This window comes from Corynebacterium hindlerae (genome assembly GCF_014117265.1).
Lineage (GTDB): Bacteria > Actinomycetota > Actinomycetes > Mycobacteriales > Mycobacteriaceae > Corynebacterium > Corynebacterium hindlerae.
Genome location: NZ_CP059833.1, coordinates 1,977,021 through 1,999,218 on the forward strand (window position 1 = coordinate 1,977,021; position 22,198 = coordinate 1,999,218).

Here is a 22,198-nt window from a genome sequence, read left to right on the forward strand (position 1 = left end):
TCAGTAAGCTGGTTTCTCATGGGATTGCAATACCGCGATAAAAAGAAAATTGGCAAGAACAGCTGGATCAACGTGTCAGGCTCCGGAGCGTCCGCATCCACCAAAATCGGACCCGTTACCATCAACAGCCGAGGTGGCGTATGGGTCAAACTGCCCGGTGGGATGACCTACCGCGGGCGCTGGAAGTAAAACTCGAGACCTGGAATTCGAGACTGGGAGTAGAACAGGGCAATTTTCCCGCCTTTCCAAGAAAAACACTCCAAGTCTAGAATTCCAGGTCTCGAGTTTTTCGCTGGGTCTTACCGAGGGAGATGAAACAGCCCTGTCTCGTCTTGCTCCGCGAGCCCATCTTCTAGCAGCGAAAACAGTGCTCGCGAGCGCTGCGCTGCATCGGGCCAGACCACATCGATCGCGGCTTGCTGAACCGGGGCGGTAGCTGAGCGCAGCACGTCCATGATGAGACCGCGTACTTGCCGATCTGTGCCCGCAAACTTCTGCACCCGTCGCTTCGCCTTCGCTAGTTCCTCCTCGGTGGGCGCAGGACATCCCGCTTGTTGCCACGCGCATAAGTCGAGCACGGGACATTCGTCGCACTTGGGGGTCGTGGTGCAGACGAGCGCGCCGAGTTCCATGAGCGCGACTGAAAATTCAGGGGCTCCTTCTTCCGGCAGAATGGCTTCCACCTCTGCGAGTTCGCTTTTGCGGGCGGGGCCGGGGAGGAATTGGGCGTCGTAAAGCCTGCGGAACGTCCGCCGCACGTTGGTGTCCACCACCGGCACCCGCTGGCCGTAAGCGAACGCTGCGACGGCCCGGGCGGTGTAGTCGCCAATGCCGGGCAAAGCAAGCAGCTTATTGACGTCTCGTGGCACCTCACCCCCATGCTCTGCCACGATCGCCTTCGCGCACTCCAACAGTCGAAGCGCGCGCCGCGGGTACCCCAACTTTCCCCACGCCCGTAGCACCTGATCGGGGGTAGCTTGAGCGAATTTTGCGGGGGTAGGCCAGCGCTCCACCCATTCCAGCCACACCGGCTCCACCCGAGCCACCGGAGTTTGCTGGCTCATCACCTCTGACAGCAAAATTCCCCACGCCGAAGTGTGAGGATTGCGCCATACAATGGTGCGCGAGCTGGCACGAAACCAGGCAATCAGACGGGGCTGCAACATAGCTTGTCACTGTAGAGGTTTTTAAATCTTTCAACAAAAGAGCACAATTAGAAGTATGCGTGACGTCACCGAAGTGAACCCTGTAAATATCTGGAACGCCCTCAAAGAGGGCAACCGGCGCTACCAAAACCACGAGATGCTTCATCAGAATCTGGATGCGGCGCGTCGTGAAGAATTGGTCGCCGGGCAAAAGCCGATGGCCGCGGTATTGGCATGCTCCGACTCCCGGGCCCCCGTCGAGCACATTTTTGACCAGGGCGCAGGTGACATCTTCGTTATCCGTACCGCCGGCGAAGTACTAGACATGGGTGTGTTTGCTTCCCTGGAGTTCGCCGTCGACGGTTTGGGCGTCAGCAACCTCATTGTGATGGGGCATGAATCTTGTGGTGCCGTCAAAGCCACCAAGGCGGCATTGGAAGGCGGCGAGATCCCTCCTGGATTCCAGCGTGTCCTGATCGAAAAAGTTGCGCCATCCATCTTGAACGCCAAGCGCAAGGGCATGACCACCACTGATGACTTTGAAATCGAGCACGTGCGGGAAACCGTCGACATTATCTTGGATCGCTGTCCGGTGATCAAGCAGCGCCTCGACAGCGGCTCCTTGGGCGTTATCGGCGCCCGCTACCGACTCGGAAACGGTGCGGTTGAACCGATCGTGGAACTCGGTGTCAGCTAGACACGCCCCCACGGGCTAGCTGTTTTCGTGCAGTTAGCCCTTTAAGCTGGTGGTGTGACCCAGAAGCAGCTCCCGGAGATTATCTACATTCGACGTCGCGTCGCGGCGATCTTTATCGTGCTGGTTGTTGTTGCCCTCGCGATATGGCTGATGGTCAGCATGGGCGGAGATAAAGAACCCACACCAGTCGCTGAACCCACTTCGACGTCCGCTTTCACCCGGGACGTCACGCCGACAGCAATCCCGGAAACATCGTCAGCTGCTGCAACCTCTCCTGCTGCTACGGAAGCAGCAACGGACACTGCAACGCCGACCCCAGAGCCTAAAAAAAGCTGTTCACTAGAAGACCTGGTGATCACTGCAAACGCCGACAAGCCCTCGTACGGGCCGGACGAGCGCCCCAAGTTTTACCTTTCCGTGAAGAACCCAACGGCTGCTGACTGCAAGATTGACCTGCGTAAAGACGGCCTCCGTTTTGAGGTTTATGACCTGGCCACGAACCAGCTGCTATGGGCTGACACGGACTGCAACCCGAGCGAAGACACCTCCGAGCGCACTTTCCCGGCCGGCGAGGAACGCCACTACGAGGCAGTGTGGTCCCGAACCACCTCCGCCCCGAACCAGTGCAACGCCCGTCAGCCAGTTCCAGCAGGCAGCTACTTCCTACACACCCTGGTGGGAGACAACAACTCCGAGGCCTTCACTTTTAACCTGGGGTAGCCAGTCTGGGGTGGCTTACTGGGGTAGCTTATGCCTTAAGCCTGATCAGCCCGTCGTGAATGTGGCGGGCCCACAGTGAACCGACGCTTTCGACAGCTGCGATGTCGTCCACGCTAGCTTCGAGTAGATGGTTGGAATCGCCGAATGCCAAGATGAGCTTGTCCATCAAGAAAGGCTGCACACGGGGGACTCGGCCAAGGATCCGGTAGCCGCGAGGCACGATCCACTGGTGGAGGGATTCTTCGGCAGTGGGGAACCCGAGAATCCGGGCGATGTGGGTGGATTTGACGATGTCTTTATCGTTCAGCTGCTCTAGCTCCAGCAACGCTTGTTTCACGTCGTCTTCGGTGGGCAGTCCGGCAGCCATCAAGTAGTCGCGCAGGATTAGCTCACGGTCTTTGTCGTTGTCACCAAACAATTCCTCTAGCTGCACTGCAAGCTGTTTGCCGTCAGTGCCGAGCTCGATCACGTCGCGGTCGATGGTGACGGCGGCGCGTCGCAGCATTTCCAAGCGCTGGATCACGGTAATCACGTCGGACAGTGACGCGTAGTTGTGGAGCTCTGCAACGAACAAGCGCTCGTTGACTTGGTCGAGGCGATTGCGGTAGCGCTCCATGGTGGCGATAGCCTGGTTAGCCCGGGAGAGAATGTCTGAGGAGCCCTCCAGGATGTGGCGCTTTTTGTCCACGTAAACAGTGATGATGTTCATCGACTGGCTAACGGAGATAACTGGGTAGCCAGTTTGCAGGGCGGTGCGCTCAGCGGAGCGGTGCCGGGTGCCGGATTCCTCGGTAGGGAAGGTGGGGTCCGGCATGAGCTGCACGTTCGCGCGGCGAATGCGGGTGCCGTCAGTGGAAAGTATCACCGCGCCATCCATTTTGCAGAGCTCCCGCAGCCTGGTGGGGGCGAAAGGAACATCGATCTCAAATCCACCGTCGGAAATGGCTTCCACTTGCTCGTCGTATCCCAGCACAATCAGTGCGCCGGTGCGCCCACGCAGAATGCGTTCGAGGCCGTCGCGCAGCCCGGTACCGGGGGCGAGGCGTTCCAGGATGTCTCGAAGGGAGTAGCTAGCGGTTTCGGTCATGGGTTTTACCTTAGGTAAGAAATGGCGGTGGTGATGTCACTGGCGTATGTGACTTTAATACCAGGGGCTGACACGCGGTCTCCATCCGGGACGATAGCGCGGGTGTAGCCCAACCTAGCTGCTTCTTGGAGGCGTCGTTTGAGATTAGGGACGCGGCGTATTTCCCCAGCTAAGCCAACTTCTCCGATGGCAACAGTCTTCGGTGGAAGAGGAACTGATTTCAGCGCGGATACCGCGGCGAGTGCAATGGCAAGGTCCGAGGCGGGTTCGCCGATCTTCATTCCGCCCACGGTTGCCACGTAGACGTCCTTGTCCGTGGTGTGGTAGCCGGCTTTCGCGGCGAGGACCGCCAACACCATGGGGACTCTGGTGGCGTCGAGGCCGGTGACCGCGCGGCGTGGGTTCTTAGCGGGCGATTTAACAAGCAAAGCCTGAACCTCCGCAAGGATTGGGCGTACCCCGTCCATTGCCACGGTGACCGCCGTGCCGTCCGGTGTGGCTTCCCGATGTGAGAGGAAGAGCCCAGACGGGTCTGCCACCTCGTGGATGCCGTCGGATTGCTGTTCAAAGCAGCCGACCTCATCGGTTGCCCCAAAGCGGTTTTTAATGCCACGCAACATGCGCAGGGAAGAGTGGCGGTCGCCTTCGAAGTTCAGCACAACGTCAACCAGGTGCTCCAGTACACGGGGACCAGCGACATTGCCGTCCTTGGTTACGTGACCGACTAGCAGCACTGGGATGCCTTTGGTTTTGGCGAGTGTAGTGAGCGCTGCCGTGACTGCACGGGACTGGGCAACGCCTCCGGACACTCCTTCGACGCCGGGCGCAGACATCGTCTGGACGGAATCGACGATCAGTAGCGAAGGATTTAGCTGTTCTACATGCCCAAACACCACATCCAAATTCGATTCTGAGGCGAGGTAGAGCGAATCGAGCAATGCGCCGGTGCGTTCAGCGCGAAGCCGAACCTGGCCCGCAGACTCCTCGGCGGTGACATATAAGGCTGTGCGTCCCTGCCTGGCCCACCCGGCAGCCACTTCCAGCAGCAGGGTGGACTTGCCGACGCCAGGTTCACCTGCCAGGAGCACAACAGAACCAGGGATAATGCCAGTGCCCAAGACGCGGTCAAGCTCGCCGATACCAGTTGAGACGGCTTCGCTCTTGCTGGCGCTGATCTGACTGATAGGCAGAGCGGGTGACGTTGGGGTGAGGGAAGCGACGGGGACGCTGGTGCGGATGGGGGCTGCTGTTGTTTCTAGCTCTAGGGTCCCCCAAGATCCACATTCCGGGCATCTGCCCAGCCATTTGGGGCTGGAGTAGTTGCACGCGCTGCAGACATGAATGCTGCGTTCCTTCTTTGCCATGCCTAAAGATAGTAGACCAACCCCCAGACAAGAAAGAACATATGTTCGAATATGGGTGTAAAAAGAAACGGAGCCGCAGCTCCGAAACTTTAATGATTAGTGATTGTGGTTGAGGGAAGGCTCCACGCGGTTGTCCTTGCCATCTTCGTTGTGGTTGGTGGCAATGGCTGCGTTAACCTCGACCTCACCGTTGTCAAACATGAAGGTGACTGGCTTCTGGCCACCGACAGCGAAGCCTGGGTTCTCCAGCTTGGTGTCAACGTAGGTGATGCACAGGTCGTCGTTCTTCTTCAGCAGCTCCAGGTTTTCCTTGGAGTCTGCGACGACGCTGCAGCCACGTTCGAAGGAAGGCTTCTCAGACAGGGTGACATCCTTGCCATCGACCTTGACGGACTTCAGATTGTGCGTCTGCATGGACGCGTTGTCGTTGATGGCGGTGAACTTCAGTGCTGCGGACTGATCGTCGTTGACGATGATGGTGACGTCGCGGACCAGGACAGTTTTGTCTTCGGTAGCGGCGCCGGCACCGTCAACTGCTGCGACCTGGTCAGAGGTCTGGGAAATCTGGCCAGCGCTGCATGCGGAAAGTGCAACGACGGCTGCGCCAGCAACGGCAAAGAGTGCGCCACGGCGGGCAGTCTTCAGGATCATCACTTGGGTACGTCCTTCATCTGAGGCTTTTGGGCAAGATATTTGTCGAATAGCCAGTGTAGCCCGGCACAGGTCAAAGCACATACTTATTGGGGGCTTAACTGGCAGATTCGGTCAAAATCACACCACAATGGCGGTAGTGGACTCAGCAAAGCTGCAGGGTAGATGCGTGGTAGAATGGCCAACACTGTAACAAATTTCTTTTTTAAGAATGGGTGGATTGGGTATGGAATTCAAGGTCGGGGACACTGTCGTCTATCCGCACCATGGCGCGGCTCAGATTGAAGCGATTGAGCAGCGTGAACTCGGTGGCCAGATGATGGAATACCTGGTTTTGCAGATTCGCCAGTCTGACCTTGTCGTCCGGGTGCCCGCCAAGAACGCTGAGCTCGTTGGTGTTCGTGATGTGGTGGGTGAGGAAGGCCTACAGAAGGTCTTCTCTGTGCTTCGGGAAACTGATGTGGAAGAAGCCGGCAACTGGTCGCGTCGCTACAAGGCGAACCAGGAGCGACTTGCTTCGGGCGACGTGAACAAGGTTGCTGAAGTGGTGCGTGACCTGTGGCGTCGCGACCAAGATCGCGGCCTTTCTGCTGGTGAGAAGCGCATGTTGGTGAAGGCGCGTCAGGTGCTTGTTGGTGAGCTGGCGCTCGCTGAGACCGTTGATGAGGCCAAGGCTGATGGCATTCTGGCCCAGATGGATGCCGCGATTGAGCGTCACAAGGCGTCTGCTCCAGAGCCAGAAAAGCCAGCACTCGAGGACGAAGATATTGACCTCGACGACCTCAACTTCGACGACGAGGACTAATCTCCGCAGCATGAGTCGCCGAGTTAGCGCCCTCATCGCCGCCGCGGGTAAAGGCACCCGCCTCGGCGCTCCGATTCCGAAGGCGTTTGTCACTCTGCGTGGCAAAACTCTTCTGGAACGCAGCATTCAGGCGATGGTCAACTCCGGGGTCGTCGACGACATCACCGTCCTGGTCAGCCCCGATATGGAGGACTATGCCCGCGAACTGTTGGCGCGCCGTGGCATGCTCGACACCGAGGTGCCTGTGCGATTGGTACATGGCGGGGGAGAGCGCGCAGACAGCATCTGGTGCGGTTTGCAGGCGCTTAACGACGCCGGGGTGGTACTCATCCACGATGCTGCTCGCGCGTTAACCCCTCCCGGAATGATCGCTCGCGTTGCCCGCGAGGTACTCGCTGGCCACCACGCGGTGATTCCGGTGCTTCCCGTCGCTGACACTATTAAACGAGTGGCGGGGGCAGTGGTCGTCGATACGCCAGACCGCTCCACGCTGCGCGCAGTTCAAACTCCGCAGGGCTTCGACCTGGCCACCCTCAAGGCAGTGAACGAAGAATTTTTCGCGGGAAACAGCGATTTTATCCCGACCGATGACGCCAGCTTGATGGAATGGGCAGGCCATGCGGTACACACCGTGCAGGGCGACCCGATGGCGTTCAAGGTCACCACTCCGATGGACATGATTTTGGCGCAGGTCATCACTGATGACGCCGAACCAACAATTTTCGAGGTACCTAGTGAATAACATCATTCCCCGCGTCGGCATTGCCACGGACGCCCACCAGATCGAGGCCGGTAAAGAATGCTGGATCGCCTGCCTGCTGTTTGAAGGTCAGGACGGCTGCGAAGGACATTCGGATGGGGATGTGGTGGCGCACGTTGTGGTTGATGCGCTGTTGTCTGCCTCGGGGCTTGGTGATCTCGGGTCCTTCGTCGGTGTAGGCCGGCCTGAATACGACGGTGTATCGGGAGCTCAGCTGATCCGCGAGGTGCGCGAGCTGTTGGATAAGGAAGGCTTCATCGTAGGAAATGTGGCCGCGCAGTTGGTGGGGCAGACGCCAAAGGTGGGGCCGCGTCGCAAAGAGGCAGAACAAGTCATGTCTGAACTGCTCGGCGCGCCAGTGTCCGTATCCGCAACTACCACCGACCACATGGGTTTTACCGGGCGTGGGGAAGGTAGGGCTGCCGTAGCTACCGCTGTGGTGTGGAAACGCTAAACTAAACACCGTGACTTTACGCATTTTTGACACCAACACCAGAACGCTCCGTGACTTTGTCCCCGTCAAGGAAGGACACGCGTCTGTGTACTTGTGTGGTGCCACGGTGCAATCCATTCCACACATTGGTCACGTGCGCTCCGGCGTGGCCTTTGACGTGCTACGAAACTGGCTGGAAGCCAAGGGGTACGACGTAGCCTTCGTTCGCAATGTCACCGATATTGATGACAAGATCCTCCGCAAGGCCGAAGAAAACGGTCGCCCATGGTGGGAATGGGCAGCAACCCACGAGCGCCACTTCCAATGGGCGTACGACCAGCTCGGCGTGCGGCCGCCAAGCATTGAGCCACGCGCTACCGGCCACGTGACTGAGATGGTCGAATACATGCAGCGGATCATCGACAATGGCCATGGGTACGCCGCGGACGGAAACGTGTACGCCACCCCAGCAACGATCGAAGGCTACGGCCAGCTGTCCGGCCAGAAGCTCGATGAGATGGACCAGGGCGAATCCGACGGCACAGGTAAGCGCGATCCGCGCGACTTTGCCATGTGGAAAGCCGCCAAGCCAGGGGAGCCGAGCTGGCCTACACCGTGGGGACGCGGCCGACCGGGCTGGCACATTGAGTGCACCGCCATGGCCACGAAATACCTCGGAAGCACCTTCGACATTCACTGCGGTGGCCTGGACCTGCAGTTCCCGCACCACGAGAACGAGATCGCCCAGGCGCACGCTGCGGGCGATGGGTTCGCGAACTACTGGATGCACAACGGCTGGGTCACCATGTCCGGTGAGAAAATGTCCAAATCGCTGGGCAACGTGCTCTCCGTCCCGAACATCCTGGAGATCGTCCGCCCAGTTGAGCTGCGTTACTACCTGGGATCCGCCCACTACCGCAGCATGCTGGAATACTCCGAGGCGGCACTCCTGGAAGCCGCCGCAGGCTACCGACGCATCGAATCCTTCCTGGAACGCGTCGGCAAGGTAGAAAAGACCACCTGGACTGACGCGTTCGCCGCCGCGATGGATGACGATATCTCCGTGCCGAAGGCCCTGGCCGAGATCCACAACACGGTCCGCGCAGCCAACTCGACTTCCGACAAGGAGGAGCAGATTAGGCTGGCTGGCCAGGTTCGTGCGATGATGGCAATCCTCGGTGTCGACCCGCAGTCGGAGCAGTGGTCGTCGACAAGCAGCAATGCGGGCAGCGACCACGCTCTCGCCGTGCTTGTCGACGCAGAACTGCAACGTCGCAGCGAAGCCCGCGCCAACAAGGACTGGGCGACCGCCGACGAGGTGCGCGATCGCCTTGCCGCTGCCGGTATCGAAGTGACCGACACCCCCGACGGCCCACAGTGGTCATTGAAGTAAGGAACAACCATGGCTGGAAATGATCAACGTCGCGGCGCGGTTCGCAAGACCAACAAGAAGGGCGCAACGAAGGGCTCCGGCGGGAAAAACCGCCGCAGCCTGCGAGGCAAAGGCCCCACCCCGAAAGCTGAAAACCGCGAATACCACGCAAAATACAAAGCCAAAAAGGCAGCGGAACGACGCAACCAGGGGCGCCACGTAAAGGAACAAGACGAATTCGTGGTCGGCCGCAACCCAGTGGTGGAATGCCTGCACGCCAAAGTGCCCGCAACAGCGCTGTATGTGGCCGAGGGCACCTCAAACGACGACCGTCTTTCCGAAGCCGTCATGCTCGCGCACAAGCGTGGCATTCCGGTGATCGAAAAGGCACGTCATGAGATGGACCGCATGACCGGCAACATGCTGCACCAAGGCATCGGGCTTGTCATTGCGCCCTACAAGTATGCCGACGTCCACGACCTCATCGACCGCGTCCGCGAGTCCGGCGAACCAGGCATGATCGTGGTCCTCGACAACATCACCGACCCCCGCAACCTTGGTGCAGTCATCCGCTCGGTTGCCGCATTCGGTGGACACGGCGTGATCATCCCAGAACGACGCTCTGCCTCCGTCACCGCAGTCACCTGGCGCACCTCCGCTGGAACCGCGGCACGACTCCCAGTCGCGCGCGCAACCAACCTCGTCCGCACCCTCAAAGACCTGCAAAAATCCGGCTACCAAGTAGTCGGCCTCGATGCTGGGGGCGACCACACTCTCGATACCTACGACGGCACGGGTCCTGTGGTCATCGTCGTGGGATCCGAAGGTAAAGGGATCTCTCGCCTTGTCGGGGAAACCTGCGACACCATCATGTCCATTCCGATGGAAGGCTGGGTGGAATCCCTCAACGCGTCCGTCGCGGCAGGCGTCGTGCTCAGCGAATTCGCGCGTCAACGGAGGGCTTAAGAAGCGGGCTGTTTGAGAGTCTCGTTTTGGCAAAAGTCGAGACCTGGAATTCGAGACTCGGGGGGCAAACGGGCAAGTAGCAGGTTTGCGGCAATTTTATTCACCTAGACTCGAATTCCAGGTCTCGCATTTTTGGGGGATGCGCTGCCCTGATGGTGGTTTTGGGGTGAGGTCTGGGCCTGTGGTGGGGAAGGCTAGTGGCGCTGTGTCTAGCTAGCTTGGTTGCTGTGAAAGTCGAGACCTGGAATTCGAGACTCGGGAGGCAAACGCGCAAGTAGCAGGTTTGCGGCATTTATATTCACCTAGACTCGAATTCCAGGTCTCGCATTCCCCGGCGCCCAACCCCAACCTATTGCGCGCAGCAGTTGTCGCGTGCGTGAGCTGCGCGTGCGTGTACTACGCGTCCTCGACGCCATCCGATGAAGCGGCAGACCAGGTAGATGGCGAAAGAAATTGAGGTGACGAACACGCTCACTGGGAGTCCAGGGGCGAGGGATAAGACGAGGCCTCCCACGGCTGCGGTTTCTGCGAAAATCAGGGACCAGACGACGGCCATGATGGGGTTGGAGGTGATTTGTACGGCTGCAGCGCCGGGTGTGATGAGCAGGGCCATCACAAGCAGCGCGCCCACGATTTGCACTGATTGAGCTGCCGTGAGCCCCACCAGCACTGCGAAGAGGATCGCGACCCAACGTATGTTAATTCCTGAGGCTGCGGCGATCACAGGGTCTGCGGAGGCGAAGAGGAGCGGTCTCCAGAGGATCACTACGGTGAGGACTACGACGAGTACGACGCCGGTGAGCAGCCACAGGGAACTACCGGACACTCCCACGATTTGTCCGGTGAGCAGTGAGAATGCTGTGGATGATTTGCCGGGGTATAGGTGGATGAACAGCACGGATAAGCCCATGCCGAAGCTCATGACTACGCCGACGGCGCTGTCTTGTTGCGTCATACCGAGGAGGGCGAGGACGATGGCTGCGATGACGGATCCGACGACCGCACCGATTCCGACGTTGAGTCCGAAGAGCAAAGCAGCTGCCGCGCCCATGAGTGCGAGTTCCGAGGTGCCGTGTACTGAAAACGACATTTGGCGCAGCACGATGAGTGGGGCCATGATGCCGGAGACGATGCCGAGCAGCGCGGAGGCGATGAGGGCGGTCTGGACGAATTCGACGTTCAGGAGGGTGAGGGTTTCTTGGAGCACGGTTACACCACAATCAGTCGGCCGTCGATGTTGACCACATCAACGCGGGTTCGGTAGAGCTCGGAGAGGACGTCGGAGCGCATGACTTCGTGGACTTCGCCGATCATGTGTCCGTAAGGTGCCAGGTAGAGCACCCGGTTGACCACGTTGAGGATCGGGTTGATGCCATGGGTGACGAACAGGATGGCAGTGTCGTGGTCGCGGCGTCGCTTGTCCAGGCGCGCCACAGTACGCTGTTGCACGCCGGGGTCGAGGGAGAGCAGGGGTTCGTCGCAAAGCAGCAGCTTCGGGTCGTTGGCGAAGGCTTGCGCTTGCCGGACGAGTTGCTGCTGGCCACCGGACAGCTTCCCGACGCGCCGTTCTGCCAAATCCTCCGCACCTACCTCGCGGAGTAGGTTAAGCACGGCGCTTTTCGACGCCCGTCGCCCCCGAATCACACCGTGCGCCAGCGATAACCCCACGAGGTCTTTCGCGCGCATAGGCAGATCCATCGGGAACATGCGTTGTTGCGGGATGAATCCGATGTCGGGAGTGGCTTCAATGGTTCCTGCGGTGAGTTTTCGGGTCCCGAGGATGGCGTGGAGCATCGTGGATTTTCCGGCGCCATTAGGACCAAGAACCGCGATGAATTCGCCCGGCTCGACCTGCATGTTGAGGTCGTGCCAGAGCGGATCCACCGCGGCATTGTTGACCTGAAGGATCACGGTACTAGTGGTTGTGTCCGATGTGCTCGGTAGCCTTTTCGAAGTCAGAGATTGCCCGGTCGAACTCGGTGAAGAAGTTGGTGCCCTTTTCTGGGGTTTCGTTAACTTCAACCACCGGGATGTTCTTCGCCTCAGCAGCCTCGCGAATGCGGGTGGAGTATGGGGTCTTGGTTTGTGGGGTGTCCACAAGCAGCTGGACCTCGCCGCTGTTGACCATCTCGAGCATTGCGTTCAGCTCAGCAGCGGAAGGCTCTGCTTCGCTCAGCGTGGTAGCGCGGTAGTCAGCTGGGGTCACGTCAGTCATGTGCGTGTGCGCCAGGATGTGGTCAGCGATCGGGTGGGTCTGGGCAACCTTAGCCTCTGGGAGGGCGTGGATACGAGAATCGAGCGCCTTGATCTTTTGCTTCGCGGCGTCCAGGTTGACCTTGACCTCAGGGTTCAGCTTCTGGATCTGCTTCGCCGTATCCTCGGCGACCTGCGTTAGTGCAGAAGTGTTGTACCAGACGTGCTCATTCTCCTCAGCACCTGCTGCGCCGTGGTTGTGGCCCTCGTGGCCATGATCGTGGCCCTCATGGCCGTGATTGTGGTCGTGAGCTTCCTCGGTGGCCTTGGCTTCTGCGGTGCCGTGATCGTGACCCTCGTGGCCGTGATCGTGGTCGTGCTCAGTGAGCTCAAGTGCGTGGATGACCTTGCCCTTGTCTACTGCGGAGTAGAGCCAGGAGTCATATCCGCCGCCACCTACGACGATGATGTCAGCCTTCTCGGCTTTCGCCATGTCCTTGGCGGTTGGTTCAAAGGAGTGTGGGTCCATGTCGTTGCCGGTGACGATCGCGGAGATTTCGACACGATCGTCGTCAGTGACGGTGTCAACGACATCGGCCCATACCTGGGTGGATGCGACGATGGAGATCTTATCGTTTTCGGTCTTGTTTTCGTCGGATGAGCAGGATGCCATGCCCAGTGCTGCACCGACGGCAGCGACGGTAGCGACGGCAGTCTTCAAGGTTTTAGGCACACTGAACTTCATGGTTATATAAAACGTTTATTGAATAAGTTTGTCAAATGGAAATGACTGAAAATGATACGGAGTTTACTCTTATTTTTGCAGCTAGCGCCCGTATTTTAAGGGTTTAGGGAGTTGGGCTAAGGAGCACCCCCTAATAGTGATACTGTTTTCTCATGGCGAAACGGAAAACAACCAGGAGCACGTTGGCCTCGCTGGCAGCTGAGCTAGGGGTATCGCGCACTACCGTTTCCAACGCCTACAATCGGCCCGATCAGTTATCCTCCGCGCTGCGAGAACGAATTCTCGCTGCCGCTACGCAGAGGGGGTACCCCGGACCCAACCCCGCCGCTAGGTCGTTGCGAACCCGGAAGACCGGCACGATCGGGGTGCTGTTCACGGATCACTTGTCCTACGCCTTTGAAGATCTTGCCTCGGTGGATTTTTTGGCCGGGATGGCGGAGGCATCTCATGGCAGCCACACGTCGCTAACCCTCATCCCTGCAGGTCCTGGCGGTACGGTGGATCCCCAAGCCTTGGTCGGTCAAGCTGTTGTCGATGGCTTCGTGGTTTACTCGGTAGCGGCCGATGATCCGTATTTAGAAGCAGCGGTATCCCGGCATGTTCCGGTCGTGGTGGTGGATCAGCCTACAACCACGCAGCTCCCCTGGGTAGGAATTGACGACTATCACGCCATCGCCCCTGCGGCGGCAGCGTTGCTGGAAGCTGGGCACCGCGATATTGGAATTCTCTGCATTCGCCTGGATCGCATCCCCAACAATGGGTTCGTGGATCCGGAGAGGTTGGCGTCGGCAAGCTTGCATGTGCAGCAAGCGCGCGTGCAGGGGGCGCTGGCCGTGCTGGTCGACGGTGGCATTGACCCGCGCAGCGTCCCGATCGTGGAGCGACACATCAATGACCGCTCAAACAACATTGACGCTGCTCGTGAGCTGCTGGAAACGCACCCGCACCTCACTGCGGTGCTGTGTACGACTGACTCGATGGCGCTCGGGGTCCTGGAGCTGCGCCCAGACATATCGGTCACCGGTTTCGATGGCATCTCCACCGCACTCAGCCGCAACCTCGCCACGGTCATCCAGCCGAACCGCGAAAAGGGCATCACGGCTGGTCGCATGCTCGCCACGCTTATCGACGCCCACCTGAACGACACCCCCGTGGCCGCACCGCGGACCGTCTTGCCTACCAGCTACAACCCAGGGGCTACCGTGCGGCGCATCTGAAGTAGTTCACTAAGAACCGCTTCCACCTCGGCCAGGCCCGCGACTCGTACATGCGCGCAGGTCTCCCCATCGCCCACCCTAATTCCCAGGTCATTGGGGCCAAGCGCCCGCATCCCGTTTTCGTCGGTGACATCGTCGCCAAGGAACACCACCGAATCAGCCTGGTAGGCCTCGCGAGCCTGGGCAATCCAGGTTCCCTTCGTTACGTCGAGGACGGAAAACTCCTCAATGCACTTGCCCTGCGTGAGGTGAATCCCTTCCCGCATGAGAGCGCGGGCTGCGGTGATCAGCTCTTCGTGAAGCTCAGGGGCCACCATCCGGTAATGCAGGACCCGGTGAACCGGCTTGTGTTCAATGAATGCCCCCTCCACGTCGGCCACGAGTCCCTCTAATTCGGTTGTGAGGTGCTCGAGGAGTGCCTGTTGGGCGTCAGTAAGCGTGAGGCCCTCAGCGCCGTGACTGCCCACCAGCCGGACGCTGCCCACATCGCCGGCCACCTCCGCCAGTCCCGCGAGATGCCGCCCGGAAAGGATGACCGAGTGCGTGTTCGGCAGCCCATCCAATTCCCGAAGTGCAGCAATAGCAGCATGGTTGACCGGCACCTTTGAGGCGTCGGTAGCGAACCCAGCCAGCGTCCCATCAAAATCGGACACCACCAGGAGGGTATGTGCCGAGGCGACACGGCTCAGGGCAGAAGTGATATCAGTGGGCGAAGCGAAATCCATACCCACAAATCTAGTGCGAAGCCACCAATCGGACACCTGGTGGATCCAACTCGCCGACCTTAGTCAGCACCATCTCATCCTCGGAGCGCCTGACCTTGAAGTCTCCCTGCAGAATTGTGGTCAGTTCCTGGTGGTAGAACTGCTGCGGACCCACGCAGTCCGCGACGTCAAACTGCATGTCCCTAAACTGTGCGCGTTCTGGCTCATCGACGGACGGGGAGAACTGCACCATCCCCTGGAACTGACTACAGCCAGTGTTACCCGTCACCGTGGAATTACCGAACACCATGAACGCTGGGTTCGGAGGCTCCGAAGGGGTCTCCGGATTGATATAGATGTTCGTGATCTGCCACGTGGTGGACATCGGCGTCTCCGATGTAGCACAACCCGTGACGGTAGCTGCACACAACAATGCCGCGGAAGCTAGTAGCGCACGGTTCATCGTTTCGCCTCCAAAGAACGCAGGAAACTCGATGCCCACAAATGCACATCGTGCTCCATCACCTGGACGTGAAGATGCTCCATCCGGCTGCGTGCTTCTGGCGCGCCGGTGGAAACGTCATTAATGGCGGTCAGGAGCTGGCGTTTAATGGATTCGATGTCGTACGGGTTGGTGAGGTAGGCGTCGGTAAGCTCGACTGCGGCGCCGGCGAACTCACTGAGCACCAGCGCGCCGTCGTCCTCGTGGCACGCCACATACTCCTTCGCCACCAGATTCATGCCGTCCTTGAACGGGGTGACCAGCATGACATCCGCTGCCGCGTAGTACGCCATCAGCACGTCCTTAGGGATGCTGCGGTGAATATAGTGCACCACCGGGGCACCCACTTCGCCATAAAGCCCATTGATGCGGCCCACGGCAGCTTCGACCTCGGTGCGGGTCTTTTGGTAATGTTCGATACGCTCCCGCGAAGGCGTCGCGATCTGCACAAACACCACGTCCTGCGGCTGGACCGCGTCGCTGGCGAGCAACTCCTCAAACGCCATCAGACGCTGCAAAATGCCCTTGGTGTAGTCCAACCGATCCACGCCCAAAATCAGCGTCTTATCGCCGAGCAGCTCCCGCAGGTTAGTCGGCTGCTTGGCCATCGCGGCCACCGTGCGGGAATCAATGGAAATAGGGAAGGCTGCCACCCCGACCGTGCGACCATCCGGCGCCTGCACCGTAGCGGTCACTTCGCGTATCGACGCCGTCCCCGCAATCTCCAGCGCATCAGGCTGCCCGATGTGAGAACCTGCCGTCCCGGCAATCTGGCGAGAAAGCGCCAGGAAATTCTCTGCATTAGCAATGCTGTGGAACCCAATGAGATCCGCACCTAGCAGGCCACGCATGATCTCCTCACGCCACGGCAACTGGCGGAACAGTTCCGCGCCGGGGAAAGGAATGTGGAGGAAAAACCCGATGGTGAGATCGGGACGGATCTGTCGCAGAATTCCCGGGACCAACTGCAGCTGGTAATCCTGGACCCACACTGTGGCACCCTGGTCGGCGACGGTGCTGACAGCCTCAGCGAATTTCAGATTAACCTCGCGATACGTCTCCCACCAGGTGCGATGAAACTCTGGTGGCACAATGAGGTCGTGGTAGAGGGGCCACAGCGTGGCGTTAGAAAACCCTTCGTAGAACTCTTCGTAGTCCTGTTGGGTGAGCTGAACCGGATGGAGCAAGATGCCATCATCCGTGTGGAAAGGCTCCGGGCATTGGTCCGGAACGCCCGGCCAACCTACCCAGCAGCCCTGCTGCTCGGCGAGCACCGGGCTCAGCGCGGTGACCAGGCCACCGGGGCTGGGCTGCCAGTTGCCCTCGCTATCAAGATCAACTGGGAGCCGATTAGCGACGACAACAAAGCTGTTTCCACTCATAAAGAATCTTAGGCCTTCTTGGTGGCTTTCTTAGTCGCCTTCTTCGTAGCCTTCTTGGTGGCTTTCTTAGTCGCCTTCTTTGTGGCTTTCTTCGTGGCCTTCTTGGCCGTCTTCTTGGCAGCCTTGGTGGTTGCCTTCTTACGCGTGCGCTTCGTGGCCTTCTTCGGAGCAGCTTCTTCGAACTCGGCGGCGACCTTCCGGTGGATGAGACCCTCAGGCTCAACGCCCAACATGCAGGCCAGCGTCACGGCGTCCAGGAAATCAGTAGCGTACGTTGCTACGATGCGCCGAGCGGCGAGAGCCGTCTCCTCCTCAAGCGCAACCATAGAGTCAGTGGCAGCGGAGCGGGTGTCAGTCACCTTGGGTGGCAAGGATCCTCCTGAAAATCAAAGCTATCTGGACACGTAGACACCCCATTCTACGCTAATCCTCAATTCAATGGCGGGGTGGGCTTGTGAAAGAAGCGCCTACGGGCCCGGAACGCACGGTAAGGGTTGAACGTCGGTGGCCTGCGGAGCTTCCGGGCAATCCATTCACCCAACACCACACCCGCGCCCAGGGACGTTGCGATAGCCAAGGCAAGGGCCATGTTGGTAAAGCCCGTAAGCAGCTGCTCGTTCAAAACGGCATACATGCCGCGATAGATCGCTAATCCGGGCAGCAACGGGGTAATGCCAGACACCGAAACGATCAAAGGGGGAATCAGGTGTCGGCGGGCGAGCAAGCCACCGGCGAGGCCGATGATGGTGGAGGAGATCCCGATGCCCACCACGGGTCCCACCCCGTTTGGGAGGAGGAGGAAGTAATACACCGAGGAGCCTGCTGCCGCGGTGAGTCCTGCGATCCACATCGATTTCCACTCAACGTAGCAAGCCACCGCAAAAGCAGCGGAGGCCACCGCGCCTGAAATGACCTTGACAGTGGCGGACGCAAAATTGGGGGGTGCGTTGGTTTCGATCGGTGGCAGATGAATGCCGAGTGCGGCGGAGACCTGAATGCCGATGGCGACGCCCGCCACAATACCGCCGGTGACCAGCATCGTTTCAAAGAAGCGGGCGCTCGCTGTCACCGGGGCACCGGTAATGCCATCCTGCAAGGCCTGCACCAGAGTAAGGCCTGCCAGCATTACGACGATCCCAGAAGCAATGATCTGCGAGGGAGCCAAGCTGAATCCCTGATTAACTGCGATGATGTAGGCCAATGCGGCCGGCACGGTGGCCACGAACCCGCCATAAATGTTTTGGAAGAACGGTGGCAAGTTCTGCTTGTCCAACAGCTCACTTCCAAGCATGATGATCGCAGCAGAGATCGACGAGATCGCCGCCACTAGAAAACCACCGCCGAGCAGCACAGCGACGGCAGCTGCCATCACTGCCCACCCCAGCGTGAACCGGAGCAAACGTGCCTCAGGTTCCGTATTCAGGATCTGGTCGAGGATTTTCTCCGCCATATCGGGCGATGTCGCGCCGGCCTGAATCGAACGGATCAACCGGTCAACTTCGGCGAGTTGTCCGAAGTTGGTGCCTAAGCGGTTGACCACGCGGAACACACTCACTGGGGTTTTGAATGTTCCCATGTGGGTGAACAGCGTGATTGTGTTCATCGTGATGTCCACGTGGGTGTAATGCAGGCCGTATGCACTGGTCACTGCATGGATTTGGGCCTTGGTATCGTTGTTGCCGGTGCCGGAGGAGAGCAGGATGTCTCCGATTCTGGCGGCGATGTGCATCACGCCAGCCACCTGGCCCGGGTCGGTCAAATCAATGGGGGCCAGTGGGGAAGGGGGTGGAGCTGCTTTAGCAGCGTCAATCGTTGCGATGCGGCCGTGGCCTCGGAAGAAACTGAACAACGGCTCCACCTTTCCTTTTCGACCACGGACTTTACCTTTTTGTCGCCCATTGCGCATCCGGCCTTTGTTGCAGATGGGTCTATCAGGTAGCATGACTTTTCGTGTCAATGACACGTGCTGGAGTGGCGCAATCGGTAGCGCAACGCACTTGTAATGCGTAGGTTGCGAGTTCAAGTCTCGTCTCCAGCTCATGGAGATTAGGCAGGCTCTGGACACTGACGCCGCTGAACTAGCGAGGATCTTCAATCACACGATTGAGACCTCCACAGCGTCGTGGTGGACAGAGCCTGTTTCTGTATCGCAGCGTGAGGAATGGCTGGACACCCACGTTGCTTTTGTGGCGGTTGAAGGTGGGGAGATCCTAGGGTTTGCCGGGTTTGCCCAGTGGCAGGAAAATTCGGGGTTTCGCTACACCGCGGAGGATTCGATTTTCCTCGATCCCAAGGCTGTCGGGCGGGGGATTGGGTCCGAGTTGCTGCGGACGGTGATCACTGAAGCACGTGCAAGAGGATTTAGGAAGATGGTCGCGGCTATTGATTCACAGAACGAGGCCTCCATCGCGCTGCACACCAAGTTCGGATTTGAGCAGGTAGGGCTGCTGCCGGCCGTGGGGCGGAAGTGGGAACAGGATCTTGATCTTACGTTGTGGCTCCTCGCGCTTTAGCTGCGAAGGTGGCGATATCAACAACGTGGTACCACACTGGACGGCAGAGACAGTCGCTAACAGGAAGGTACGAAACGATGGCTACAACATTCGCCGCACAGATCGTCAAAGCCCTGGAGAGCTACGGCGTCCAACGCATTTTCGGCTTGGTAGGTGACAGCCTCAATCCGATCTCAGATGCGGTTCGAGATTCCAGTATCGAATGGGTCCATGTCCGGAACGAGGAAGCCGCAGCCTTCGCTGCTGGGGCGGAATCTTTGGTCACAGGCAAACTCGCAGTGTGTGCTGCCTCCTGTGGGCCAGGAAATACCCACCTGATCCAGGGGCTCTACGATTCCCACCGCAACGGCGCGAAGGTGCTTGCCCTCGCCAGCCACATCCCCAGCCCGCAGATCGGCTCCCAGTTCTTCCAGGAAACCCATCCGGAGCAGGTTTTTGCCGAATGTTCGGGCTACTGCGAGATGGTGAACTCTCCAGAACAAGGAGCCCGCATCCTGCACCACGCGGTGCAATCCACCATGGGCGGTGGCGGGGTGTCAGTCCTGGTCCTGCCCGGCGACATCTCCATGCAAGAGGCCACCGATGAGACGTTTTTGGCCTCAACTATTGCCGTCGAGAAGCCGGTGAGCTATCCGCACCCAACGCAGGCCGCCGCGCTTGTCGACGCCATCAACTCCGCCGATACCGTCACCCTATTTTGTGGCGCGGGGTGCCGCGACGCCCGCGAGGAGGTGCTGCAGCTCGCCGAAAAGCTGAAATCCCCCATTGGGCACGCGCTCGGCGGGAAAATGTACATCCAGCACGACAATCCGTTTGATGTCGGCATGTCTGGCCTGCTCGGTTACGGTGCCTGCCACGACGCTATTAACGACGCTGACCTGCTCATCATGCTCGGCACCGATTTTCCGTACTCGGAATTCCTCCCCACAAGCAATGTGGCACAGGCGGACATCAACCCCGCCGCAATCGGTCGGCGGACTACCGTGAAGATCCCTGTTGTGGGTGATGTTGCAGCGACAATCGAGAATATTTTGCCGCACGTGGCGGAAAAAACCTCCCGGAAATTCCTCGACCGCATGCTGCACGAGCACCATCGCAAACTGGAAAAGGTGGTCGAATCCTACACCTCCAAAACCCAAACCCACACCCCAATCCACCCCGAGCTTGTTGCCGATCTACTGGATCAGCTTGCCGCTGATGACGCGGTATTCACCGTGGACACCGGCATGTGCAACGTTTGGGCGGCGCGCTACATCAACAACTTTTCCGGCAAGCGCGAGCTCATTGGCTCTTTCCGGCATGGCACCATGGCTAATGCGCTCCCGCATGCGATCGGTGCGTCGGCTGCGGATCGAACTCGGCAAGTGATCTCACTGTCGGGCGACGGTGGGCTGAGCATGCTCCTCGGCGAGCTGCTCACCATCGCGCTGCATCAACTTCCCGTCAAAATCATTACGTTCAACAACTCCTCGCTCGGCATGGTGAAATTGGAGATGCTCGTGCAGGGCTACCCGGAGTTCGAAACGGATCACAGCGCCGTCGACTACGCCGCGATCGCGCAGGCCGCCGGCATAACATCCTTCCGAGTCACCGAACCAGACGAGCTGCGCAGCACCCTTGAGCAGGCGCTGCTTCACGACGGCCCGGTGCTCGTCGACGTCGTCACGGACCCGAACGCACTGTCCATCCCACCAAACATCACGGCCGCGCAGATCCTCGGATTCTCCAAAGCTGCCAGCCGAACCATCCTTGAAGGTGGGGTAGGCAGAATGTTTGATCTTGCGACCTCCAATATCCGCAACGTCCCCCGACCCTAGTTCGTATGAATAAAACAGCCTGCTGAATCTCAACGCCGGTAGGATAAAAACTCTAAATGCACAGCTCTCACGTGGAAAGGAACACACATGAGCAACATTCGTGCCGCAATCATTGGCTACGGAAACCTGGGCAAGAGCGTGGAAAAAGTCATCGCCGCGCAGCCCGACATCGATCTCGTCGGCGTGTTCTCTCGCCGCGATAAGCTCGACACCGAAGCCCGAGTAATCCCAGTGGCAGACGTAGAAAAGCACGTCGATGACATCGACGTGCTCTACATGTGCCTCGGTTCTGCCACCGACATCCCAGAGCAAGCCGCTAACTTGGCTAAGCTCTACAACACCGTCGACACCTACGACAACCACAACGAAATCCCTCGCCACCGCGCCGAGATGGATGCCGCGGCCAAGGAATCTGGCCACGTCGCCGTCATCTCCACCGGCTGGGATCCAGGAATGTTCTCCCTCAACCGCACTTATGCTTCCGCGGTTGTCCCGGAGTACGAACAGCACACCTTCTGGGGGCCGGGTCTTTCCCAGGGGCATTCCGACGCGCTGCGCCGCATCGACGGCGTGAAGAAGGCTGTCCAGTACACCATCCCTGCAGAAGATGCCCTGGATAAGGCACGCCGTGGCGAAGGCCAAGACATCACCGGCAAGAACGCTCACCTGCGCCAATGCTGGATCGTCACCGAAGAAGGCGCCTCCCAGGAGGACATCGAAAACACGATCCGCACCATGCCGGACTACTTCGTCGGCTACGAAGTCGAAGTCCACTTCATCTCCGAAGCTGAATTCGACGCAGAGCACACCGGCATGCCACACGGCGGACACGTCGTCACCGCCGGCAAGATCGGCGAGACCAACCACCTCATCGAATACACCCTGAAGCTGGACCGCAACCCAGACTTCACCGCAGGTGTCATGGTCGCCTACGGCCGCGCAGCACACCGCCTCGCTCAGGCTGGGGAAACCGGTGCCCGCACTGTCCTCGAGATCGCCCCATACCTCATCCACCCACTGGGTCTGGATGAGCTGATCTCCCGTGATGTCTAGTAACTAGATACGCGGAAATCAAGCGTACGGATGGGATCTTTCAAGCTTAAAAAATCCCATCCGTACGCTAAA

General features: G+C 59.2%; 24 protein-coding genes and 1 tRNA gene. 13 read left to right on the forward strand and 12 right to left on the reverse strand.

Translation table 11 applies throughout. From position 1 onward, the window contains the following. The first annotated feature begins 18 nt into the window (after nt 1-18). Entirely contained in the window at nt 19-189 is a 171-nt protein-coding gene (locus HW450_RS09565; RefSeq protein WP_182385409.1) for a DUF4236 domain-containing protein, read from the forward strand. 110 nt (nt 190-299) lie between these two features. On the opposite strand, the gene HW450_RS09570 is transcribed toward HW450_RS09565, so the two are convergent. Beyond that, nucleotides 300-1,166 carry an HhH-GPD family protein gene (locus HW450_RS09570; RefSeq protein ID WP_182385410.1) on the reverse strand — a complete coding sequence of 289 codons (867 nt, stop codon included), beginning with the start codon at nt 1,164-1,166 and terminating at the stop codon, nt 300-302. A gap of 55 nt (nt 1,167-1,221) precedes the next feature. On the opposite strand from HW450_RS09570, the gene HW450_RS09575 reads away from it, so the two are divergent. Beyond that, complete coding sequence (locus HW450_RS09575; protein WP_182385411.1) at nt 1,222-1,842, forward strand: carbonic anhydrase; 621 nt, start codon at nt 1,222-1,224, stop codon at nt 1,840-1,842. A 54-nt stretch (nt 1,843-1,896) separates the two neighbouring features. Continuing rightward, entirely contained in the window at nt 1,897-2,562 is a 666-nt protein-coding gene (locus HW450_RS09580; protein ID WP_182385412.1) for a P-loop NTPase family protein, read from the forward strand. Between the two features lie 28 nt (nt 2,563-2,590). On the opposite strand, the gene disA is transcribed toward HW450_RS09580, so the two are convergent. From disA to HW450_RS09595, 3 genes are all read right to left on the reverse strand, one after another. Next, nucleotides 2,591-3,649: a DNA integrity scanning diadenylate cyclase DisA gene (gene disA / locus HW450_RS09585; RefSeq protein WP_182385413.1), complete on the reverse strand. Its 1,059-nt coding sequence runs from the start codon at nt 3,647-3,649 to the stop codon at nt 2,591-2,593. A gap of 5 nt (nt 3,650-3,654) precedes the next feature. Beyond that, a complete protein-coding gene (gene radA / locus HW450_RS09590) occupies nt 3,655-5,013 on the reverse strand; it encodes a DNA repair protein RadA (RefSeq protein ID WP_182385414.1) in 1,359 nt (452 codons plus the stop codon). Nucleotides 5,014-5,109: 96 nt separating this feature from the next. After that, the gene (locus HW450_RS09595) at nt 5,110-5,664 is read right to left on the reverse strand and encodes a hypothetical protein (RefSeq protein WP_182385415.1); all 555 of its coding nucleotides are present in this window, start codon (nt 5,662-5,664) and stop codon (nt 5,110-5,112) included. Nucleotides 5,665-5,890: 226 nt separating this feature from the next. Here HW450_RS09595 and HW450_RS09600 point away from each other — a divergent pair, with 226 nt between their 5' ends. The 5 genes from HW450_RS09600 to rlmB are packed head-to-tail and all read left to right on the forward strand — an operon-like array spanning nt 5,891 to nt 10,000. Next, complete coding sequence (locus HW450_RS09600) at nt 5,891-6,469, forward strand: CarD family transcriptional regulator (protein ID WP_182385416.1); 579 nt, start codon at nt 5,891-5,893, stop codon at nt 6,467-6,469. 10 nt (nt 6,470-6,479) lie between these two features. Next, on the forward strand, nt 6,480-7,211 hold the full coding sequence (gene ispD, locus HW450_RS09605) for a 2-C-methyl-D-erythritol 4-phosphate cytidylyltransferase (protein WP_182385417.1): 732 nt from the start codon (nt 6,480-6,482) through the stop codon (nt 7,209-7,211). Beyond that, nucleotides 7,171-7,683 carry a 2-C-methyl-D-erythritol 2,4-cyclodiphosphate synthase gene (gene ispF / locus HW450_RS09610; RefSeq protein ID WP_182385418.1) on the forward strand — a complete coding sequence of 171 codons (513 nt, stop codon included), beginning with the start codon at nt 7,171-7,173 and terminating at the stop codon, nt 7,681-7,683. The genes ispD and ispF overlap by 41 nt, the downstream gene beginning before the upstream one ends. Before the next feature lie 10 nt (nt 7,684-7,693). Then, complete coding sequence (gene cysS / locus HW450_RS09615; protein WP_182385419.1) at nt 7,694-9,055, forward strand: cysteine--tRNA ligase; 1,362 nt, start codon at nt 7,694-7,696, stop codon at nt 9,053-9,055. Between the two features lie 9 nt (nt 9,056-9,064). After that, entirely contained in the window at nt 9,065-10,000 is a 936-nt protein-coding gene (rlmB, locus tag HW450_RS09620) for a 23S rRNA (guanosine(2251)-2'-O)-methyltransferase RlmB (RefSeq protein ID WP_182385420.1), read from the forward strand. A 349-nt stretch (nt 10,001-10,349) separates the two neighbouring features. Here the strand turns inward: rlmB and HW450_RS09625 are convergent, their stop codons facing one another. From HW450_RS09625 to HW450_RS09635, 3 genes are read right to left on the reverse strand one after another with little or no spacing between them, the layout of a single operon-like run. Continuing rightward, nucleotides 10,350-11,207: a metal ABC transporter permease gene (locus tag HW450_RS09625; protein WP_182385421.1), complete on the reverse strand. Its 858-nt coding sequence runs from the start codon at nt 11,205-11,207 to the stop codon at nt 10,350-10,352. A 2-nt stretch (nt 11,208-11,209) separates the two neighbouring features. Beyond that, a complete protein-coding gene (locus HW450_RS09630) occupies nt 11,210-11,911 on the reverse strand; it encodes a metal ABC transporter ATP-binding protein (protein ID WP_182385422.1) in 702 nt (233 codons plus the stop codon). A gap of 4 nt (nt 11,912-11,915) precedes the next feature. Further along, nucleotides 11,916-12,926, reverse strand: a complete 1,011-nt coding sequence (locus HW450_RS09635; protein WP_182385423.1) for a metal ABC transporter solute-binding protein, Zn/Mn family — start codon at nt 12,924-12,926, stop codon at nt 11,916-11,918. A gap of 164 nt (nt 12,927-13,090) precedes the next feature. Here HW450_RS09635 and HW450_RS09640 point away from each other — a divergent pair, with 164 nt between their 5' ends. Beyond that, entirely contained in the window at nt 13,091-14,155 is a 1,065-nt protein-coding gene (locus tag HW450_RS09640; protein ID WP_182385424.1) for a LacI family DNA-binding transcriptional regulator, read from the forward strand. Here the strand turns inward: HW450_RS09640 and otsB are convergent. The 5 genes from otsB to thrE are packed head-to-tail and all read right to left on the reverse strand — an operon-like array spanning nt 14,122 to nt 18,649. Further along, entirely contained in the window at nt 14,122-14,880 is a 759-nt protein-coding gene (otsB, locus tag HW450_RS09645; protein ID WP_232843235.1) for a trehalose-phosphatase, read from the reverse strand. The genes HW450_RS09640 and otsB overlap by 34 nt on opposite strands. Before the next feature lie 10 nt (nt 14,881-14,890). Continuing rightward, the gene (locus HW450_RS09650) at nt 14,891-15,322 is read right to left on the reverse strand and encodes an META domain-containing protein (protein WP_182385425.1); all 432 of its coding nucleotides are present in this window, start codon (nt 15,320-15,322) and stop codon (nt 14,891-14,893) included. After that, entirely contained in the window at nt 15,319-16,743 is a 1,425-nt protein-coding gene (locus HW450_RS09655) for an alpha,alpha-trehalose-phosphate synthase (UDP-forming) (RefSeq protein WP_182385426.1), read from the reverse strand. The genes HW450_RS09650 and HW450_RS09655 overlap by 4 nt, the downstream gene beginning before the upstream one ends. 8 nt (nt 16,744-16,751) lie before the next feature. Then, nucleotides 16,752-17,114, reverse strand: coding sequence for a hypothetical protein (locus HW450_RS09660; RefSeq protein ID WP_182385427.1), 363 nt, complete (start codon nt 17,112-17,114; stop codon nt 16,752-16,754). A 59-nt stretch (nt 17,115-17,173) separates the two neighbouring features. Beyond that, nucleotides 17,174-18,649 carry a threonine/serine exporter ThrE gene (thrE, locus tag HW450_RS09665; protein ID WP_182387489.1) on the reverse strand — a complete coding sequence of 492 codons (1,476 nt, stop codon included), beginning with the start codon at nt 18,647-18,649 and terminating at the stop codon, nt 17,174-17,176. Nucleotides 18,650-18,708: 59 nt separating this feature from the next. On the opposite strand from thrE, the gene HW450_RS09670 reads away from it, so the two are divergent. The 4 genes from HW450_RS09670 (at nt 18,709) to HW450_RS09685 (ending at nt 22,126) form a co-directional block, all read left to right on the forward strand. Further along, nucleotides 18,709-18,781, forward strand: a tRNA-Thr gene (locus HW450_RS09670). Between the two features lies 1 nt (nt 18,782). Beyond that, nucleotides 18,783-19,256, forward strand: a complete 474-nt coding sequence (locus HW450_RS09675; protein ID WP_182385428.1) for a GNAT family N-acetyltransferase — start codon at nt 18,783-18,785, stop codon at nt 19,254-19,256. Between the two features lie 77 nt (nt 19,257-19,333). Then, nucleotides 19,334-21,073 carry a pyruvate dehydrogenase gene (locus tag HW450_RS09680; RefSeq protein ID WP_182385429.1) on the forward strand — a complete coding sequence of 580 codons (1,740 nt, stop codon included), beginning with the start codon at nt 19,334-19,336 and terminating at the stop codon, nt 21,071-21,073. Between the two features lie 87 nt (nt 21,074-21,160). Then, nucleotides 21,161-22,126, forward strand: coding sequence for a diaminopimelate dehydrogenase (locus tag HW450_RS09685; protein ID WP_182385430.1), 966 nt, complete (start codon nt 21,161-21,163; stop codon nt 22,124-22,126). The last annotated feature ends 72 nt before the right edge of the window (nt 22,127-22,198 follow it).